The sequence below is a fragment of the Prauserella shujinwangii genome (genome assembly GCF_003001955.1).
In the GTDB taxonomy this organism is placed as follows: Bacteria; Actinomycetota; Actinomycetes; order Mycobacteriales; family Pseudonocardiaceae; genus Qaidamihabitans; species Qaidamihabitans shujinwangii.
In genome coordinates this window covers 88,973-105,258 of sequence record NZ_PVNH01000007.1, presented here as the reverse complement: position 1 = coordinate 105,258, position 16,286 = coordinate 88,973, and the positions used below count along the sequence as shown (strand labels likewise).

The window sequence follows — 16,286 nt, the reverse complement described above, 5'->3', positions numbered from 1 at the left end:
GTGAGCCAACCACCGCAGGCACAGGAGCCACCCGGCGAGACGGGGCCGATGCGGCCACGGCCGCGTGACTCGATGGCCGACTACACCGGGCGGGACCTGCTCGCGGGCAGGCACGCGCTGATCACCGGTGGCGACTCCGGAATCGGCAGGGCCGTCGCGGTGGCGTTCGCCAAGGAGGGCGCGGACATCGCGATCGCCTACCTCAGCGAGCACGCCGACGCCGAGCACACCGCCGGGCTGGTCCGCGAGCAGGGCCGCGAGTGCGTGCTGCTGCCCGGCGACCTCGGGGACGCGGCACACTGCCGCCAGGTCGTCGAGGACACGGTGGACCGGCTCGGCGCGCTGGACCTGCTGGTGAACAACGTCGCGACGCAGCTGGAGCTGGACTCGTTCGACGAGCTCACCGACGAGCAGTGGACGCACACGTTCGACGTGAACATCCACAGCTACTTCCGCGTGACCGCGGCGGCGCTGCCCCACATGCCCGAGGGCAGCGCGATCGTCAACACCGGCTCGGTGAACGGCTTGCGCGGCAACAAGAAGCTCATCGACTACTCGGCGACGAAGGGTGCCGTGCACGCGTGGACGTACGCGATGGCGCAGGTGCTCGCCCCGCGCCGGATCCGGGTGAACTGCGTCGCCCCTGGTCCGGTGTGGACTCCGCTCATCCCGTCCACGATGGAGGAAGGGCACGTTGAGAAGTTCGGTCAGCAGGTGCCGCTCGGCCGCCCGGCGGAGCCCGACGAGATCGCGCCGTCGTTCGTGTTCCTCGCGGCCGAGCGGATGTCGTCGTACTACACCGGTGAGGTCATCGCGGCGCTCGGCGGCGAGACCCACCCCGGCTGAACCACGCTCGTGAGCGAGGAGCAAGGAGGCGATACCGATGGCGGACCAGGAGACCGACGAGCTGTGGGACGCGTTCCACCGCGTGGTCAACATGAGCTCCCGTGAGCTCAGCGAGTGGCTGCGCACCGAGGCGGCCGAGCCGGACACCGAGGAACTGCCCGACCAGGCGGGTCCGGAGACCGGGCGGCGCGTCCTGGAGATCCTGGGTAAACGCAAGGTCGACCTGGACGAGTCCGACCGGCGGGTGATGGAGAAGGTCGTCGACCGCGTCTACCAGGAACGCCGCGCGGACCTCGAACCGACCGCGGGCCAGTCGCGGTGGCGGCGCAAGCTGATGTGCCTCGGCCACGACCCGCTGAAACCGGCCCGGCCCATCTAGCACCGCCCCGCTCGGGAGCGCGAAACGTGGTGAGCGCGGCCTCTTCGCTCCCGACCGGTACGGTGCGCACATGGCGACCCTGGTGACGTTCCATGCCCATCCCGACGACGAGTGCATCGCCTGCGGCGGAGTCATGCGCAAGGCGGCGGACGAGGGGCACCGCGTGGTGCTCGTCGTCGCCACGCGCGGGGAGAACGGCGAGGTGCCGGACGGTTTCCTCGCCGAGGACGAACCGTTGTGGCAGCGGCGGGTGGCCGAGACCCACGCGTCCGCCGAGATCCTCGGCGTGCGGCGGGTGGAGTTCCTCGGCTATGTCGACTCCGGGATGATGGGCACGCCGGAGAACGACGCCCCTGGCTCGTTCTGGACCGCGCCGGTCGAGGACGCCGCCCAGAAGCTCGCGGCGATCCTGCGCGAGGAGTCCGCCGACGTGCTGACCGTCTACGACGACAACGGCGGCTACGGTCACCCCGACCACATCCAGGTGCACCGGGTGGGAATGCGCGCGGCCGAGCTGGCCGGGACAGCGCGCGTCTACCAGAACACCATCAACCGCGACCACATGCTCCGCGCCATGCGCGAGTTCTCCGCCGCCGGCGCGGACACCGGCGTCGAACTGCCCAACCTGGAGAACGAGCCGTCGTTCGGCAAGCCGGAGTCGGAGATCACCACGGCGGTGGATGTCCGCGCGTACGCCGGGGCCAAGCGCAAGGCCATGCGCGCGCACGCGAGCCAGATCAGCGAGCAGTCGTTCTTCCTCGCGATGCCCGACGACGCGTTCCTGGCCGCGTTCGGCACCGAGTGGTTCATCCGCACCGGCCAGGGCCCCGGCATCACCGAGACCGACCTGATGGCGGGGTTGTCCGTGCGATGAGCGTCGCGATCGCCCTGTTCACCCGCGACCTCCGCGTGCACGACAACCCGGTGCTGCACGCGGCGAGCGGCGCCGACCGCGTCATCCCGCTGTTCGTGCTGGACGACACGATCCTCGGCAGCCGGTTCAACCGGCCCAACCGGGCCGCCTTCCTCGCCGACTGCCTGCGCGACCTCGACGCCGGGTTGCGCGGCGCGGGCGGGCGGCTGGTGGTCCGGCGGGGCGACGTGACCGAGGAGGTGGCCCGCCTCGCGCGCGAGCACGGCGCCGCCGAGGTGCACGTCGCCGCCGACGTCAGCGCCTACTCGCACCGGCGGGAGAACGCCCTGCGCGACCGGCTCGCGGCCGAAGGCAGGCGGCTGCACGTGCACGACGCGGTGACCACCGCGGTGCCGCCCGGCGCGATCGTCCCGGACGGCCGGGACCACTTCTCGGTCTACTCGCCGTACTTCCGCCGGTGGTCGGCGACGGGCAAGCGGGCCGTGCTGCCCGCGCCCGCGCGGCTGGCCCTGCCGAGGGTGCGGCAGGGCGGCCTGCCCCGGCGTGCGGACATCTGCCCCGGTGGCGAGGTGGCCCCTGAGCTGCCGGAGGGCGGCGAGCGCGCGGGGCGGGCGCTGCTGGAGCGCTGGCTGGCCGGACCGGTGCGCGACTACGGGACGGCGCGCGACGACCTCGCGGCGGACGGTACCTCCCGCCTCTCGGCGCACCTGCACTTCGGCACGCTGTCGCCCACGGAGGTCGTGGTCCGCGCGGCGACCGGCTCGGCGGGCGCGGCCGAGTTCGTCCGCCAGGTCGCCTGGCGGGACTTCCACCACCAGGTGCTGGCCGCCCGCCCCCGCGCGGCCAGCGAGGACTACCGGACCCACCGCGACCGCTGGCGCCGGTCGGAGCGCGACTTCACCGCCTGGCGGGAGGGCCGCACCGGTTACCCCGTCGTGGACGCGGGAATGCGGCAACTGCGACGCGAAGGCTGGCTGCACAACCGGGCGCGGCTCATCGTCGGCAGCTTCCTCACCAAGACGCTGTACCTGGACTGGCGCTGGGGCGCGCGGCACTTCATGGACCTGCTCGTGGACGGCGACGTGGCCAACAACCAGCTCAACTGGCAGTGGATCGCGGGCACCGGCACCGACTCGCGGCCCAACCGCGTGCTCAACCCGCTGCTGCAGGCCCGGCGCTACGACCCGGAAGGCGACTACGTGCGGCGGTATGTGCCGGAGCTGGCGGAGATCGCGGGTGCCGCGGTGCACGAGCCGTGGAAGCTGCCCGCCGAACGGCGGGCGCGGCTGGACTACCCGGAGCCGATCGTCGACCTGCGCGAGGGTGCCGACCGTTTCCGCACCGCGCGCGGCAAACGGGCTCCCGCGCGCGTGTCCTGAGTGGCTCGTTCCTGACGTATTCCGCCAGGAACGAGCCACTCAGGACAGCCGGGAACAGCCGGGAGCCACTCAGGGGGCGGGGACGCCGACCGGGTTGGGGAACGGGACCGCACCGGCCGCGGCGAGTTCCCGCGCGGCCGGGCGCAGCAGCTCGTCCACCCGGGCCAGCTCACCGGCCGTGACCTCGCCGTACGGGGCGGCGGCCAGCTGGTCGGTGCGCCGCTCGAGGTGCTCCCGCAGCGCCCTCCCCCGCGCCGTCAGGCCACCGCCGGCCGCCAGCAGTCCCCTGGCGGTCAACCGGTCCGCCGCGGCCGCCCAGTCCCGCTCGGTCCAGCCGCGGTTGGGCAGCATCAGCTCCCGGCTGCCGTCCACCGCGTCGCGCAGCACGTGCGCCTCGAGCCCGTCGAGCCCCTCGGCGACGAACGCGACGACGTGCCCGTCGCCGCGGTGCTCCCGCAGCGTGGTGGCCGCCTGCCAGAGCGCGGCGACCGGATCGCCCGGCCAGTCGAGCGCGGCGTTCGCGGCACCCAGCGGGCGGCCCGTCCACGGCACGGCGTCGGCGAGCCTGCGCAGCACGTCCAGCACCTCGGGCAACCGCGAGTCCTCACGCAACCACGGCACGTGCTCGTCCAGCGCGGCCACCGCGCCGTCGGCGCGGGCCGTCAGCGCCGTCGCGGGCGGGACGACCTCCCAGATCGAGGGCAGCGTGCGCGCCAGGAACGACGGGGCGAAACCGGCGAAGGCGGCGGTGGCCGCCGCGACCCCGACCGCACCCAGCGGGGCGGCGCGGGTGGCGACGTACCCGCGCCAGAAGCCGCGCAGGCCGGCCGCCTCGTGCGCGGCCCGCGCCCGCGGGGTGAAGTAGGTGACGTCGTGCAGGGTCTCCAGCGGTACCCACAGCGCGCGGGCTGCGTCAGCGGTCATGCTCCGAGTATGCGGCCCGCACCGCCGCCACCACGGCACGGTGGAATCATGGACCCGTGCCCATCGACGACCAACGCCGGCTGATCGACCCGGCGCGGGCGGAAGCGGCCCTCGCCGGACTCGGCGACCGGGCCACCCTGCAGGAGTGGGCGGAGCGGTTCTCCGTGATCGCGGACCCGACGCGGCTCACCCTGCTCGTGTGCATCCACTACGCCCGCGAGATCTGCGTGTCCGACCTCGCGGCGGTGGCGGGCATGAGCGACACGGCGGTGTCCCAGGCGCTGCGGCTGCTGCGGGCACACGGTCTGGTGACGGCACACCGCAGCGGGCGGACGGTCTACTACCGGCTCGCCGACGACACGATGCACGAGCTGATCCACCGCGTGCGGCCGCACTCCGAGAGCGACGGGGTCGGCTGAATCGCCGATTGTGTGATCCCGCTCACGGTTCTACCGTGGTCGGTATGAGGCCACGGGTTCTGGTCGCGGGCTTGGGCAACGGGCTGCTCGGGGACGACGGCTTCGGCACCGAGGTGGTGCGGCGGCTCGCCGACGAGGTGCTGCCCAGCTGGGTGCAGATCGCCGACTTCGGCCTCCGCGGCGGTCACCTCACCTGCGACCTGCTCGGCGGCTACGACACGACGGTCCTGATCGACGCCACCCCGCACGGCGGCCCTCCCGGCGGGCTGTACGTGCTGGGCGCCGAGCTCGACGAGGAGGATCCCTCGGCGCTGCCCGCACTGCTGGACTCGCACGGCTTCCGCCCGGAGGCCGCGCTGCGGCTGCTGCAGGTCCTCGGCGTCGACGCGGGACAGGTCTACCTGGTCGGCTGCGAGCCGGTGCGGGGGGCGGGCGTCGGCCTCAGCGCGCCGGTGGCCGCCGCCGTCGGCGACGCGGTGCGGATCGTGACCGACCTGGTGTGGGGCACCGAACCAGCACGCCTGGCCGGCTCAGTGCACCGGTTCGAGGTGAAAGCCCCACGGCAGCTCGAGACGGTGCGCGGCGAGTAGCTCGCCGTCGGCGAGCAGCTCCCGGGTCGGCCGGTCGGCCACCACCCGGCCGCCGTCGAGCAGCACACCGCGCGGGCACAGCCGCAGCGCGTACGGCAGGTCGTGGCTGACCATGAGCATCGTCTTGTCCAGCGACAGCAGCACCTCGGCGAGCTCGCGCTGCGCGGCGGGTTCCAGGTTCGCCGACGGCTCGTCGAGGACCAGGATCTCCGGGTCGCACGCCAGCACCGTCGCCAGCGCCACCCGGCGCCGCTGTCCCGCGGACAGGTGCAGGGGCGAGCGCGCGGCGTGCTCGGCCATCCCGACCGCCGCCAGCGCGTCCCGCACCCGGCGGTCCAGCTCGGGCCCGGTCACCCCGAAGTTGCGCGGGCCGAACGCGACGTCCTCGCCGACGGTCGGCATGAACAGCTGGTCGTCCGGATCCTGGAACACCACGCCGACCCGCCGCCGGACCTCCCGCACCGTCCCGCGGTGCACCGGCAGCCCCGACACCTCGACCGTGCCCCGCCCGCCGGCGAGCACGCCGACGAGGTGCAGCACGAACGTCGTCTTGCCCGCGCCGTTGGGTCCGAGCACGGCGACCCGCTCACCCGGATCGACGCGCAGGTCGATCCCCGCCAGTGCGCGCCGGCCGTCGGGATAGGCGTACTCCAGCCCCTCGACCACGAGGGCCGGGGTCACGTCAGCCACAGCGCCACCCCGCTTCCGATCGCCACCACCGCGGCCGGGCTCACCCCGGCCAGCCACCGTCGCGGGCCCACGGGCGGGGCGGCGGGCACCGGCAGGGCACCGGTCCAGCCCCGGGCGAGCATCGCCAGGTGCACCCGCTCCCCGCGCTCGTAGGAGCGCAGGAAGAGCACGCCGATGCCGCGGGCGACGGCGGCGGCCTGCCACAGGAACCGCGGATCGTGTCCCCGGCACAGCCGGGCGATGCGCATGCGGCGCGCCTCGGCGACGATCACCTCGGCGTAGCGCAGCATCAGGCTCGCGATCGTGGTGAACAGCCGGGGCACGCGCAGCCGCCGCAGGCCCGCCAGCAGTTCGCCAGGGCCGGTCGTGGCCGCGAGCGTCAACGAGATCAGCACGCCGAGGGTGCCCTTCGCGAGGATGTTCCAGCCGGCGAGCGTGCCCTCCACCGACACCGCGACACCGAGGACGTCCGTGCGCGGGCCGCCGCCGACGAACGGCAGCAGCACGGCGAGCAGCACGAACGGGACCTCGATCAGGGCGCGCCGCGCGAACCAGCCCACCGGCACGCCCGCGACGGACCAGACGGCGAGCAGGACGGCCAGGTCGAGCCCGAAGGCCCACACCGCCTCCCTCGGCGTGGCCACCACCGCGAGCACGGCGGCGAACGCGGCCACGATCTTCACGTGGGCGGGCAGCCGGTGCACGGCGGAGTCGCCGGGCCGGTGCAGCACCGACGCGCTCATGCCGTCCTCCCGTGCACGGCTCAGCCGTCCCGTCCGCGCGGCGCGCGGCGGAGCAGCCAGAACAGGCCGCCCGCCACCACCAGCGTCGCCAGCACCCCCAGTACCCCGGCGACACCGGTGAGCGTGTCGTCACCGTCCACTGTGTAGTCGGCGAGCGGCGAGCCGGCCAGCGCGTGGTCCCGCGCGTGTTGCGCGGCGCAGGAGCCACTGAGCTCACCCGCCACCTCGGTGCAGCCGTCCCGCGTGACCGCCTCGAGGCCGTCCGGGTCGCCGTCGGCGAAGTAGGCGACGACCCCGGCCAGCACGAGGCTGACCACCGCCAGCCCGGCGAAGAACGCGCCGGTCCGTACCCGCACCGTCCTCATGCGACCGCTCCCCTCCGGCCGGAAGCTCCCCAATGTGGCATTGGGTGCGTCCACCGCACCCAATGCCACATTCGGTACGTCCACCGCAACGAACGCCGCATTGGGAACACCCAACGCACCGAATGCCACATTCGGTACGCCCAACGCACCGAACGCCACATTGGGAACACCCAACGCACCGAACGCCACATTGGGTACGCCCAACGCACCGAACGCCACATTGGGTACGCCCAACGCACCGAATGCCACATTGGGTGCGTCCAGCCGCTTCCCGGCGCGGCCCGAACGGAGCCGCCGTGCACCGCGGTGCTCGTCATGTGACCGCCTCCCGCGCGCTCGCGCGGCCGCGCAACAGGTACACCAGGTCGGGCCGGACGCCCGCCACCGCGCCCACGGTCAGCGCCGTGATCACGCCCTCGCCGACGCCGATGAGCAGGTGCACGCCGACGAGCGCCGCGGCGAGGCCGCCCAGCGACACCGCGCCCTGGCCGCCGAGGGCGTACTCCAGCACGAAGCCGAGCGCGGCCGCGACCGTGTTGACCAGCGCGGCGGTGAACGCGACCACGAGCAGCCCGCCGCGCGAGCGCACGGCCAGCCTGCGCAGCACGACCGCCACCAGGAAGCCGGCCGCGGTGCCGATCAGCGCCATGTTGGTGACGTTGGCGCCGAGCGCGGTGAGGCCGCCGTCCGCGAACAGCAGCGCCTGCACCACCAGCACGATCGTCACGCACAGGGCGCCGACCCAGGGGCCGGCCAGGATGGCGGCGAGCGCCCCGCCGAGAAGGTGGCCGCTGACTCCCGGCAGCACGGGGAAGTTGAGCATCTGCACGGCGAACACGAACGCCGCGACCAGACCGGCGAGCGGCGCGGTGCGGTCGTCGAGGTCCGCGCGGGCCTTCACGGTGGCCAGGGCCACGCCCGCGACGGCGACCGCGCCGAAGAGCAGCGACGTGGGCGCGTCGAACAACCCGTCACTGGCGTGCATCGCGATCGCACTCATCGGGAGCCTTCCGCCGGGTGAACCGCTGCCTCGAACGAGGCTAGGTGGCGACCGGGCCACCCACCAGAGGTAACGGGCGAATATTTCATCATATTTTCATTTGCTCAGATGTACACCGGGTCACGACATGGCGACGACCGGTCGGCGGGTTTAGCGTGGAGTCATGATCGGGTTGCCCGACGGCATCTCCGCGTGCCTGTTCGACCTGGACGGCGTGCTGACGAGCACCGCCGAGCTGCATCTGCGGGCCTGGAAGGAGACGTTCGACGCGTTCCTGTCCGCCTGGGAGGGCGCGGACTACCAGCCGTTCACGGAGCGTGACTACACGGCCTACGTGGACGGCAGATCCCGTCTCGACGGGGTACGGACGTTCCTCACCGCCCGAGGCATCGAGCTGCCGGAGGGCGCGCCCGGCGACCCGGTGGACGCCGACACCGTGCACGGCGTCGGCAACCGCAAGAACGAGCTCGTCCTGCGCATCATCGAGGAGCGCGGGGTCACGCCGTACCCGGGATCGGTGCGCTACCTGGAGGCGGCGCGTGCCGCGGGAATGGCGATCGGCGTGGTGACGTCGTCGGCCAACGGCGGCGGCGTGCTGGAGGCGGCCGGCCTCACCCGGTTCGTCCAGGTCCGCGTCGACGGCCTGGTGATCAGGCGGGAGGGGCTGCGCGGCAAGCCCGCGCCCGACTCCTTCCTGGCCGGTGCCGAGGCGCTCGGGGTGGCGCCCGCGGAGACGGCCGTGTTCGAGGACGCCCAGGCCGGTGTCCGGGCGGGCCGGGCGGGTGGCTTCGGCTACGTGGTCGGGGTGAACCGGGCGGACCAGGCCGAGGCCCTGCGCGCCAACGGGGCCGACATCGTGGTCGACGACCTCGCGGAACTGCTGGAGGGAGCCACGTGACCAGTACCGGACTCGGCTACGAGATCTCCCCGTGGGAACTGCGCTGGCGGGGTCTCGACGTCAACGAGTTGCAGCGGACCGAGTCGACGTTCGCGCTGTCCAACGGGCACATCGGCATGCGCGGCACACTGGAGGAGGCCGAGCCGCGCGGCCTGCCCGGGACGTATCTGAACGGCTTCTACGAGGAGCACCCGCTGCCCTACGCCGAGGCGGGCTACGGCTACCCGGAGGCGGGCCAGACGGTCGTCAACGTCACCGACGGCAAGATCATCCGGTTGCTCGTCGAGGACGAGCCGCTCGACGTGCGGTACGGCCACGCGGCCGAGCACAGCCGGGTGCTCGACTTCCGCCGCGGCACCCTGCGCAGGGACACCGTGTGGACCTCGCCCACCGGCCGCCAGGTGCGGGTGCGCACGGAACGGCTGGTGTCGTTCACCCAGCGGGCGGTCGCGGCCATCGCCTACGAGGTGGAACCGCTGGACGACGGCATCCAGCTCGTCGCCCAGTCCGACCTGCTGGCCAACGAACCGATCGAATCGGACACCAGCGACCCGCGGGTGTCCGCCGCGCTCCGGTCGCCGCTGGTGGGCGAGTTCTCGACCGCCGAGGACTACCGCGCCGCGCTCGTGCACCGGACGAAGCGGTCCGGCCTGCGGATGGCCGCCGCGATGGACCACGAGGTGTTCGCCAACGACGGGCTGCGCACCGAGCTCCAGCTCGAGGAGGATCTCGCGCGGCTGACGATCGCCGTCGACGTGCCGAAGGGCGACCGGCTGCGGATCATCAAGTACCTCGGCTACGGCTGGTCGGCGCAGCGGTCGATCCCCGCGCTGCGGTCGCAGGTGGACGCCGCACTGGCCGGGGCACTGCAGACCGGCTGGGAGGGACTGCTCGCCGAGCAGCGCCGGTTCCTCGACCACTTCTGGGAGACCGCCGACGTCGAGGTGGACGGTGACCCCGAGCTGCAGCAGGCCGTCCGGTTCGCGCTGTTCCACGTGCTGCAGGCCGCGGCCCGCGGGGAGAGCCGCGCCATCCCCGGCAAGGGGCTCACCGGGCCCGGCTACGACGGGCACGCGTTCTGGGACACCGAGACGTTCGTGTTGCAGGCCCTCACCTACACGCAGCCGGACGCCGCCCGCGACGCGCTGCGCTGGCGTCACTCCACTCTGGACAAGGCGAAGGACAGGGCGGCCCAGCTCGGGCTGCGCGGCGCGGCGTTCCCGTGGCGGTCGATCAACGGCGCCGAGTGCTCCGCCTACTGGCCGGCGGGCACGGCGGCGTTCCACGTCAACGCCGACATCGCCGACGCCGTGACCCGCTACCTCGCGGCGACCGGGGACGCCGAGTTTGACCGGGTGCACGGCACGGAACTGCTGCTGGAGACCGCGCGGCTGTGGACCTCACTCGGGCACCACGACCCGCACGGCGGCTTCCGGATCGACGGCATCACCGGGCCGGACGAGTACTCGGCCGTGACGGACAACAACGTCTACACCAACCTGATGGCACAGCGGAACCTGCTGACGGCAGCCGAGGCGTGCGAGCGCAACCCGGACATCGCCGAGGCGTCCGGAGTGGACGACATCGAGATCGCGGGCTGGCGCGAGGCCGCGCGCAAGATGCTGATCCCGTACGACGAGCTGCTGGAGGTGCATCCGCAGTCCGAGCGGTTCACCGAGCACGCCAGGTGGGACTTCGCGGGCACACCGGCGAGGAACTACCCGCTGCTGCTGCACTATCCGTACTTCGACCTCTACCGCAAGCAGGTGGTCAAGCAGGCGGACCTCGTGCTGGCGATGCACCTGCGCGGCGACGCGTTCACGCTGGAGCAGAAGCAGCGGAACTTCGCCTACTACGAGGCACTGACGGTGCGGGACTCGTCGCTGTCCGCGGGCACGCAGGCCGTGCTGGCCGCCGAGTGCGGGCACCTGGAGCTGGCGTACGACTACCTCGCCGAGGCGGCGCTGACCGACCTGCACGACGTGCACAACAACGTTCGCAACGGGCTGCACATGGCGTCTCTGGCCGGTGCCTGGCTGGCCATCGTCGCCGGTTTCGGCGGGATGCGCGACCACGGCGGTGAGCTGACCTTCCAGCCCCGCCTGCCCGCGGCCCTCGACCGGCTCGCGTTCCGGATGTGCTTCCACGGCACGCAGTTCGTCGTCGAGATCCACCGGGACAAGGCGGAGTACCGGCTGGTGCACGGCGACCCGGTCACCATCAAGCACTACGGCACGCCGCTCACGCTCTCGGAGACGACCGCGACGCTGCCGGTGCCGACGCTGGTGCCGGCCGAACGGCCCACGCAGCCTGCCGGGCGCGCACCGGCCCGCCGGACGCGGACCGGCCCGCGCCGGTGACTCAGTCGGGCGGTTCGGTGGTTCCGGCTTCGGGGTTCACGTCGTCGTCGGGACGCACCTCGTCCTTGTTGGGCGGCTCGGGCACGTCCTCGGTGCCGCGCGGGAAGTCACGGTGCGGCGGAGCGGGAACGTCCGCGTCGCGGTCCCGCTCGTCCTGCTCCCGCGGGCTTCCTTCGAACTTCCGCATATCTCGACCTGTACCCCTCATCCCGGCGATTGTCACCTGTGCTGGCAGCGGGGGCACCACACCGTGCCGCGGCCACCGACCCGGCCGTGGCTCAGCGTCGTGCCGCACCGGGGACAGCTGCCGGACGGCTCGTCCCTGCGCCCGGTCAGCCACGAGGGGCGCGGCGGCACCCGTGCCGCCTCGATCGACCTCCTGAGCACGGTGCCCAGCTGGCGGTGCAGCCGGGTCACGTCGCCCGGCTCCAGGTCGGCGACCGAACGCTGCGGCGCGATGCGGGCCCGCCACAGGATCTCGTCGACGAGAAGGTTGCCGAGCCCGGCCACCACCGCCTGGTCGGCGAGGGTGGGCTTGATCCGGCCCCGCCTGCCCGCCAGCACCCGCGCCAGCTCCCCGCGGGTGAGCCCGAGGGCGTCCGGACCGAGATCGGCCAGCAGCGAGCGGCACTCGGCGGCGTTCCCGGCGAGCCGCACCCCGGTGAGCTTGCGCATGTCGCGGTAGCGGAGCTCGCCCTCCGGCAGGACGAACACGACCCGGTCGTGCCGGTGCCGCCCGCCGTCGTCGTCCGCCCACACGAGCTCCCCGGTCATGCCGAAGTGCAGCAGCAGCGACGACTGCTCCGCGCCGGGCGGGATGATGGGCACGACCAGCCACTTGCCGTGCCGCCACGGCTCGCCGAAGCGGCGGCCCCGCAGCACCTCCCGCAGCCGTTCCGGCCCGAAGCCCCGCAGCACCTGGTTGTCCAGCACGGCGACCGCACGGACCGGCGCCCCCACCGCGTGCCTGGCGAGCACGCGCCGGAAGCCCTCGACGTCGGGCAGCTCCGGCATCGCCGCCTCAGGCCACCCAGCGGTGCGCAGGTGTGCCGGGTACCTGCCGGTCGAGCAGGCTGAGCAGCAGCCCCTGGGTGGTCGACCACGGGCAGATCTCCGCGGGACCTTCCACGACGGTGAGCAGCGCCTCGGCCACGACCGCGCCGGCCAGCACCTGCCGCGCGCGGGACCGGGAGATGCCGGGCAGCTCGGCCCGCCGCGACGCGGGCAGCATGGCCAGCCGGGGGATCCAGGTGCGCAGGTCCTCCACCCGGAGCCGGTGTGCCGCACCGTCCCGGTGCGGCCGCGCGCCCGCCAGCCGCGCCAGCTGGCGCAGCACCTTCGAGCAGCCGACGGTGCGGAAGCCCCGCAAGGTCTCCTCGTCCTCCCCGAGTGCCGTCCGCACGCGGTCCAGCGCGTACCCGCGCAGCGCCGACACCCGGTCGGCGGGGGGAACGTCGTCGCTGAGCCACACCCGCGTCATCTCCCGCGCCCCGAGCCGCAGGGAGCGGGCGAACGAGGCCTGCTCGCCGTCGCCCGCGGCGAGCTCCACGGTGCCGCCGCCGATGTCCACCACGACGAGCGGTCCCGCGGACGCGCCGTACCAGCGGCGCGCGGCGAGGTAGGACAGCTCGGCCTCCCGCTGGCCGGAGAGGAACCGCAGGCCCGTGCCGGTCTCGGCGCGGACGCGCTCCACCACCTCGGCCGCGTTGCGCGCATCGCGGATCGACGACGTCGCGAGCGGGAACAGCTGGGTGACGCCCCGCCTGCGGGCCACCTCGTTCGCCTCGGCGACCGCGGCCACCACCGCCTCGACACCGTCCTCGCGCAGCCGCCCCGACGCGTCGAGCGACCGGTCCAGCCGGAGCCGGCGCTTGTGGTTGAACACGGGGTCGAGCAGCGAGCCACCGCTGCGGACGGCCAGCAGCCGGGCGCTGAAACACCCGACGTCCAGCACGCCCACCATGGTCGCCATCTCGCTCACCGTTCCCGCCTCCACCCGAATCGGACCGGAATCACCAGAGTCGCAGTAATTCCCCACCGGCCGGGTTCCAAACCCGGTGACTGGGCTCCCGGGTTGACACGGAGCGCAGCTAAACAGCCATTATATAACCCACCTGGGTGACATCCGTCGCTGCTGGTCTCGCGGTGGTAACGGCACTGCGTGCTCAAGACGATGCCCCTGGTGAGAGCCGGGTGTCGCGGGGACACCCGGGCGGGGCGGCCGGAGGCGGGAACCGGCGGCCCCGGGGGCTCGTCGGTGGAGGGGACCTCATGACGTCGTGCGCTGGGGCCGTGCCCGGAACGGGGGGCCGCCCGCGGTGACCGCACCGGGTCAGGCACGCCGCGCCGAGCTGGGAAGGCTCGCCGCCGCGTCGGCGGCGGTGGTCGTCGCGCTCGCCGCGGTGCTCACCACGGCGAACCTCATGCGCTCGGGGACCGGGGAGGCCGCGGGCGACGCGGTGCGCACGGGCGGGCAGGACCCGCGGACCGCGGGCCGGGTGCTCGCCGTGGCGCGGCCACCCGCGGCCCACGAACCCCTCGCCACGGCCACCCCGATCGGCCTCCGCATCCCGGCCATCGACCTGCGGATCCCCGGCCCGGACGGCCCCGGCGCGGTGATCGAGCTGGGCCACACGCCCCGTGGCTCCGTCGAGGTGCCCGGTACCGCGGCCGCGGTCGGCTGGCTGGCCGGTACCGCGGCGCCCGGGGAACGTGGTGCCGCGGTGCTCACCGGCCACACCGACCTCTCCTACGAGCGGGGCGTGTTCTTCCGGCTCGACGAGCTGCGGCCCGGCGACACCGTGGAGGTGCGCCGGAGCGACGGCACCACCGCCGTGTTCACCGTCTACCGGGTGGAGACCCGGCCCACCGCGGGCGCGCTGGACCACGCGACGGCGCCCGCGGCCGAGTCCGAGCTGCGCCTGCTGACGGCCGCCAGCGAGTTCGACCCCTCGTTCGGCGGCGGGACCGACGCCGTGCTCGTGTTCGCCCGGCTCACCGACGTGACCTGGTCGCCCTGAGCCGGTCCGGATCGGGGCTTCCTGGTCACCGGCTCTCGGCCCACGCCGTGACCACGCGGTCCAGCACGGTCAGCGGCAGCGCGCCGCCACCGAGCACGAGGTCGTGGAAGGCCCTGATGTCGAACCGCTTCCCCAGCGCCCGCTCCGCGGCGCGCCGGATCCGGTTGATCTCCAGCCTGCCCACCATGTACGACAGCGCCTGCCCCGGATAGCCGATGTAGCGGTCCACTTCGGACGAGATCTCCACCAGTGGCATGGGCGTGTGCTCCCGCAGGAAGTCCACCGCCCGCTGCCTGCTCCAGCCCTTCGCGTGCAGGCCGGTGTCCACCACGAGCCTGCCCGCGCGCATGGAGTCCATGCTGAGCATGCCGAGCAAGGCGACGTCGCCCGAGTACAGCCCCATCTCGTGGGCGAGCCGCTCGGAGTACAGCCCCCAGCCCTCGCTGTAGGCGTTGAACCCGCCGATCCGGCGCAGCAGGGGCAGATCGGTGAGCCCGAGCGCCGTGCTCTGCTGGAAGTGGTGGCCCGGGATCACCTCGTGGAACGCCGTGACCTCCGCGGTGTGCCGGAAGCGCTCGGTGACCTGGTGGGTGTTGGCGAAGTAGGTGCCCGGCCGGGACCCGTCCGCCGAGGGCAGCAGGTAGTACGCCGCCGCGGCGCCGGGAGCCTCCGCCGCGGGCACCGGCTCCACGACCCACGGCTGCGGCGGGATCCGCCCGAACCACCGGGGCGCGGCCTCCTCAGCCCTGGTGATGGCCGCGCGGGCCGTGTCCAGCAGCTCGTCGGCGTCCCTCCAGCGGAGCCCCGGGTCCGTACGCAGGCGGGTGAAGATCTCCCGCGGGTCCGTGGTGCCGAACACGCGGCCGCCGATCTCCGCGTACTCGTCCGCGAGCCGCTCGATCAGGTCCAGACCCGTCCGGTGCAGCTCGTCGGGGTCCCGCTCGGTGGTGGTGTGCAGGCGGGCCAGCGCCGCGTAGGTGGCCTCGCCGTCGGGGAGGTGGCACACGCCGGGGCGGTCCTCGGACCGGCCGTGCCGCAGGATCTCGTCCGCGAGCGTGTCCCGGTAGGCGGCGAAACCCGGCCGCACCACGTCCGCCAGCAGGCGCTCCCTTCGCTCGGCGAAGTCGTCGTCGGGAGCGGGCTGGCGCAGCAGCGGATCGGCGGCCGGGTCGGCGAGGTACCGATCCAGGTGGCCGATCGCGGCGCGGACGAGGTGCCCGACCGGAGTCCGGCCCGCCGCCACCCCGGCGCGGTGTCGCTCGGCGACCCGGTCGAGGAACGCGGGAATCGCGGCGAGCCGGTCGAGGTGGGCCCGCCCGTCGGCGGCGTCGCGCACGGCGATCATCGGCAGGATCGTCAGCAGCCCGGCCGCCGGGGCGACGAAGAAGTCGGACACGGTGAACTCGACCGCCCGCGTGTCGAGGTGCGCGATCTCGGACTCGGCGCGGCTGAGGATCACGTCCCGGGTGATCCGGTCCTGCTCGCCGAGATCCGCCGGGTCGAGCTCACGGGCGCGGCCCGCCAGCTCGGCGAGCCTGGCCCGGTGCTCCTGCTCGGCCGCCTCGCTCACGTCGCCGAGCCCGGTGCGGGTCGAGTCGATGCCGAGCACCGCGGCATGCAGCGGTTCGGCGTCGAACTGCAGTTCCACGAGCTCGTCGGCGAGCGTGGGCACATCGGTCATCGTTCGTCCTCGGCGGTTCGGCGGCACGGTCTGCGCGTCCGACACTAGGCGACCGCGGGCGGCGGCAGGTGGAGGTGGGCGGGCTCGGCGGCGCCACGGTGGCCACGGTGGCTACGGT

General features: G+C 73.7%; 18 protein-coding genes. 9 read left to right on the top strand and 9 right to left on the bottom strand.

The window, feature by feature from the left end; translation table 11 throughout:
• From B0I33_RS17800 to B0I33_RS17785, 4 genes are all read left to right on the top strand, one after another.
• Window positions 1-846 carry an SDR family oxidoreductase gene (locus B0I33_RS17800; RefSeq protein WP_106179931.1) on the top strand — a complete coding sequence of 282 codons (846 nt, stop codon included), beginning with the start codon at window positions 1-3 and terminating at the stop codon, window positions 844-846.
• A 37-nt stretch (window positions 847-883) separates the two neighbouring features.
• Window positions 884-1,225 carry a DUF3140 domain-containing protein gene (locus B0I33_RS17795; RefSeq protein WP_106179930.1) on the top strand — a complete coding sequence of 114 codons (342 nt, stop codon included), beginning with the start codon at window positions 884-886 and terminating at the stop codon, window positions 1,223-1,225.
• 70 nt (window positions 1,226-1,295) lie between these two features.
• The gene (locus B0I33_RS17790; protein WP_106179929.1) at window positions 1,296-2,099 is read left to right on the top strand and encodes a PIG-L family deacetylase; all 804 of its coding nucleotides are present in this window, start codon (window positions 1,296-1,298) and stop codon (window positions 2,097-2,099) included.
• The gene (locus B0I33_RS17785) at window positions 2,096-3,478 is read left to right on the top strand and encodes a cryptochrome/photolyase family protein (RefSeq protein WP_106179928.1); all 1,383 of its coding nucleotides are present in this window, start codon (window positions 2,096-2,098) and stop codon (window positions 3,476-3,478) included. The genes B0I33_RS17790 and B0I33_RS17785 overlap by 4 nt, the downstream gene beginning before the upstream one ends.
• A 69-nt stretch (window positions 3,479-3,547) precedes the next feature.
• On the opposite strand, the gene B0I33_RS17780 is transcribed toward B0I33_RS17785, so the two are convergent.
• Window positions 3,548-4,402: an SCO6745 family protein gene (locus B0I33_RS17780; protein ID WP_106179927.1), complete on the bottom strand. Its 855-nt coding sequence runs from the start codon at window positions 4,400-4,402 to the stop codon at window positions 3,548-3,550.
• A gap of 56 nt (window positions 4,403-4,458) precedes the next feature.
• On the opposite strand from B0I33_RS17780, the gene B0I33_RS17775 reads away from it, so the two are divergent.
• Window positions 4,459-4,821 (top strand): ArsR/SmtB family transcription factor, encoded by a 363-nt coding sequence (locus B0I33_RS17775; RefSeq protein ID WP_425440487.1) that lies wholly within the window; start codon window positions 4,459-4,461, stop codon window positions 4,819-4,821.
• A gap of 44 nt (window positions 4,822-4,865) precedes the next feature.
• Window positions 4,866-5,411 (top strand): hydrogenase maturation protease, encoded by a 546-nt coding sequence (locus B0I33_RS17770; protein ID WP_106179926.1) that lies wholly within the window; start codon window positions 4,866-4,868, stop codon window positions 5,409-5,411.
• Here the strand turns inward: B0I33_RS17770 and B0I33_RS17765 are convergent.
• The 4 genes from B0I33_RS17765 to B0I33_RS17750 form a co-directional block, all read right to left on the bottom strand.
• Window positions 5,352-6,092 carry an energy-coupling factor ABC transporter ATP-binding protein gene (locus B0I33_RS17765; protein WP_106179925.1) on the bottom strand — a complete coding sequence of 247 codons (741 nt, stop codon included), beginning with the start codon at window positions 6,090-6,092 and terminating at the stop codon, window positions 5,352-5,354. The two genes, B0I33_RS17770 and B0I33_RS17765, sit on opposite strands and share 60 nt — an antisense overlap.
• The gene (cbiQ, locus tag B0I33_RS17760; RefSeq protein WP_106179924.1) at window positions 6,089-6,844 is read right to left on the bottom strand and encodes a cobalt ECF transporter T component CbiQ; all 756 of its coding nucleotides are present in this window, start codon (window positions 6,842-6,844) and stop codon (window positions 6,089-6,091) included. Before cbiQ ends, B0I33_RS17765 begins: the two co-directional genes overlap by 4 nt.
• Window positions 6,845-6,864: 20 nt before the next feature.
• The gene (locus B0I33_RS17755) at window positions 6,865-7,209 is read right to left on the bottom strand and encodes a PDGLE domain-containing protein (protein WP_106179923.1); all 345 of its coding nucleotides are present in this window, start codon (window positions 7,207-7,209) and stop codon (window positions 6,865-6,867) included.
• A gap of 313 nt (window positions 7,210-7,522) precedes the next feature.
• Window positions 7,523-8,209 carry an energy-coupling factor ABC transporter permease gene (locus B0I33_RS17750; RefSeq protein WP_181193340.1) on the bottom strand — a complete coding sequence of 229 codons (687 nt, stop codon included), beginning with the start codon at window positions 8,207-8,209 and terminating at the stop codon, window positions 7,523-7,525.
• A 163-nt stretch (window positions 8,210-8,372) separates the two neighbouring features.
• Here B0I33_RS17750 and B0I33_RS17745 point away from each other — a divergent pair, with 163 nt between their 5' ends.
• Together B0I33_RS17745 and B0I33_RS17740 are read left to right on the top strand one after the other, a co-directional pair.
• Window positions 8,373-9,107 (top strand): beta-phosphoglucomutase family hydrolase, encoded by a 735-nt coding sequence (locus B0I33_RS17745; RefSeq protein ID WP_106179922.1) that lies wholly within the window; start codon window positions 8,373-8,375, stop codon window positions 9,105-9,107.
• Entirely contained in the window at window positions 9,104-11,467 is a 2,364-nt protein-coding gene (locus tag B0I33_RS17740) for a glycoside hydrolase family 65 protein (protein ID WP_106179921.1), read from the top strand. Before B0I33_RS17745 ends, B0I33_RS17740 begins: the two co-directional genes overlap by 4 nt.
• Before the next feature lies 1 nt (window position 11,468).
• On the opposite strand, the gene B0I33_RS17735 is transcribed toward B0I33_RS17740, so the two are convergent.
• The 3 genes from B0I33_RS17735 to B0I33_RS17725 are packed head-to-tail and all read right to left on the bottom strand — an operon-like array spanning window position 11,469 to window position 13,439.
• A complete protein-coding gene (locus tag B0I33_RS17735; RefSeq protein WP_106179920.1) occupies window positions 11,469-11,654 on the bottom strand; it encodes a hypothetical protein in 186 nt (61 codons plus the stop codon).
• Window positions 11,655-11,686: 32 nt separating this feature from the next.
• Window positions 11,687-12,481 carry an Fpg/Nei family DNA glycosylase gene (locus B0I33_RS17730; RefSeq protein WP_106179919.1) on the bottom strand — a complete coding sequence of 265 codons (795 nt, stop codon included), beginning with the start codon at window positions 12,479-12,481 and terminating at the stop codon, window positions 11,687-11,689.
• Window positions 12,482-12,488: 7 nt separating this feature from the next.
• Window positions 12,489-13,439, bottom strand: coding sequence for a Ppx/GppA phosphatase family protein (locus tag B0I33_RS17725; protein ID WP_106179918.1), 951 nt, complete (start codon window positions 13,437-13,439; stop codon window positions 12,489-12,491).
• Window positions 13,440-13,785: 346 nt separating this feature from the next.
• On the opposite strand from B0I33_RS17725, the gene B0I33_RS17720 reads away from it, so the two are divergent.
• Window positions 13,786-14,487: a sortase domain-containing protein gene (locus tag B0I33_RS17720; protein WP_245900789.1), complete on the top strand. Its 702-nt coding sequence runs from the start codon at window positions 13,786-13,788 to the stop codon at window positions 14,485-14,487.
• A gap of 25 nt (window positions 14,488-14,512) precedes the next feature.
• Here the strand turns inward: B0I33_RS17720 and B0I33_RS17715 are convergent, their stop codons facing one another.
• Window positions 14,513-16,168, bottom strand: coding sequence for a DUF885 domain-containing protein (locus B0I33_RS17715; protein ID WP_106179917.1), 1,656 nt, complete (start codon window positions 16,166-16,168; stop codon window positions 14,513-14,515).
• Window positions 16,169-16,286 lie beyond the last annotated feature (118 nt).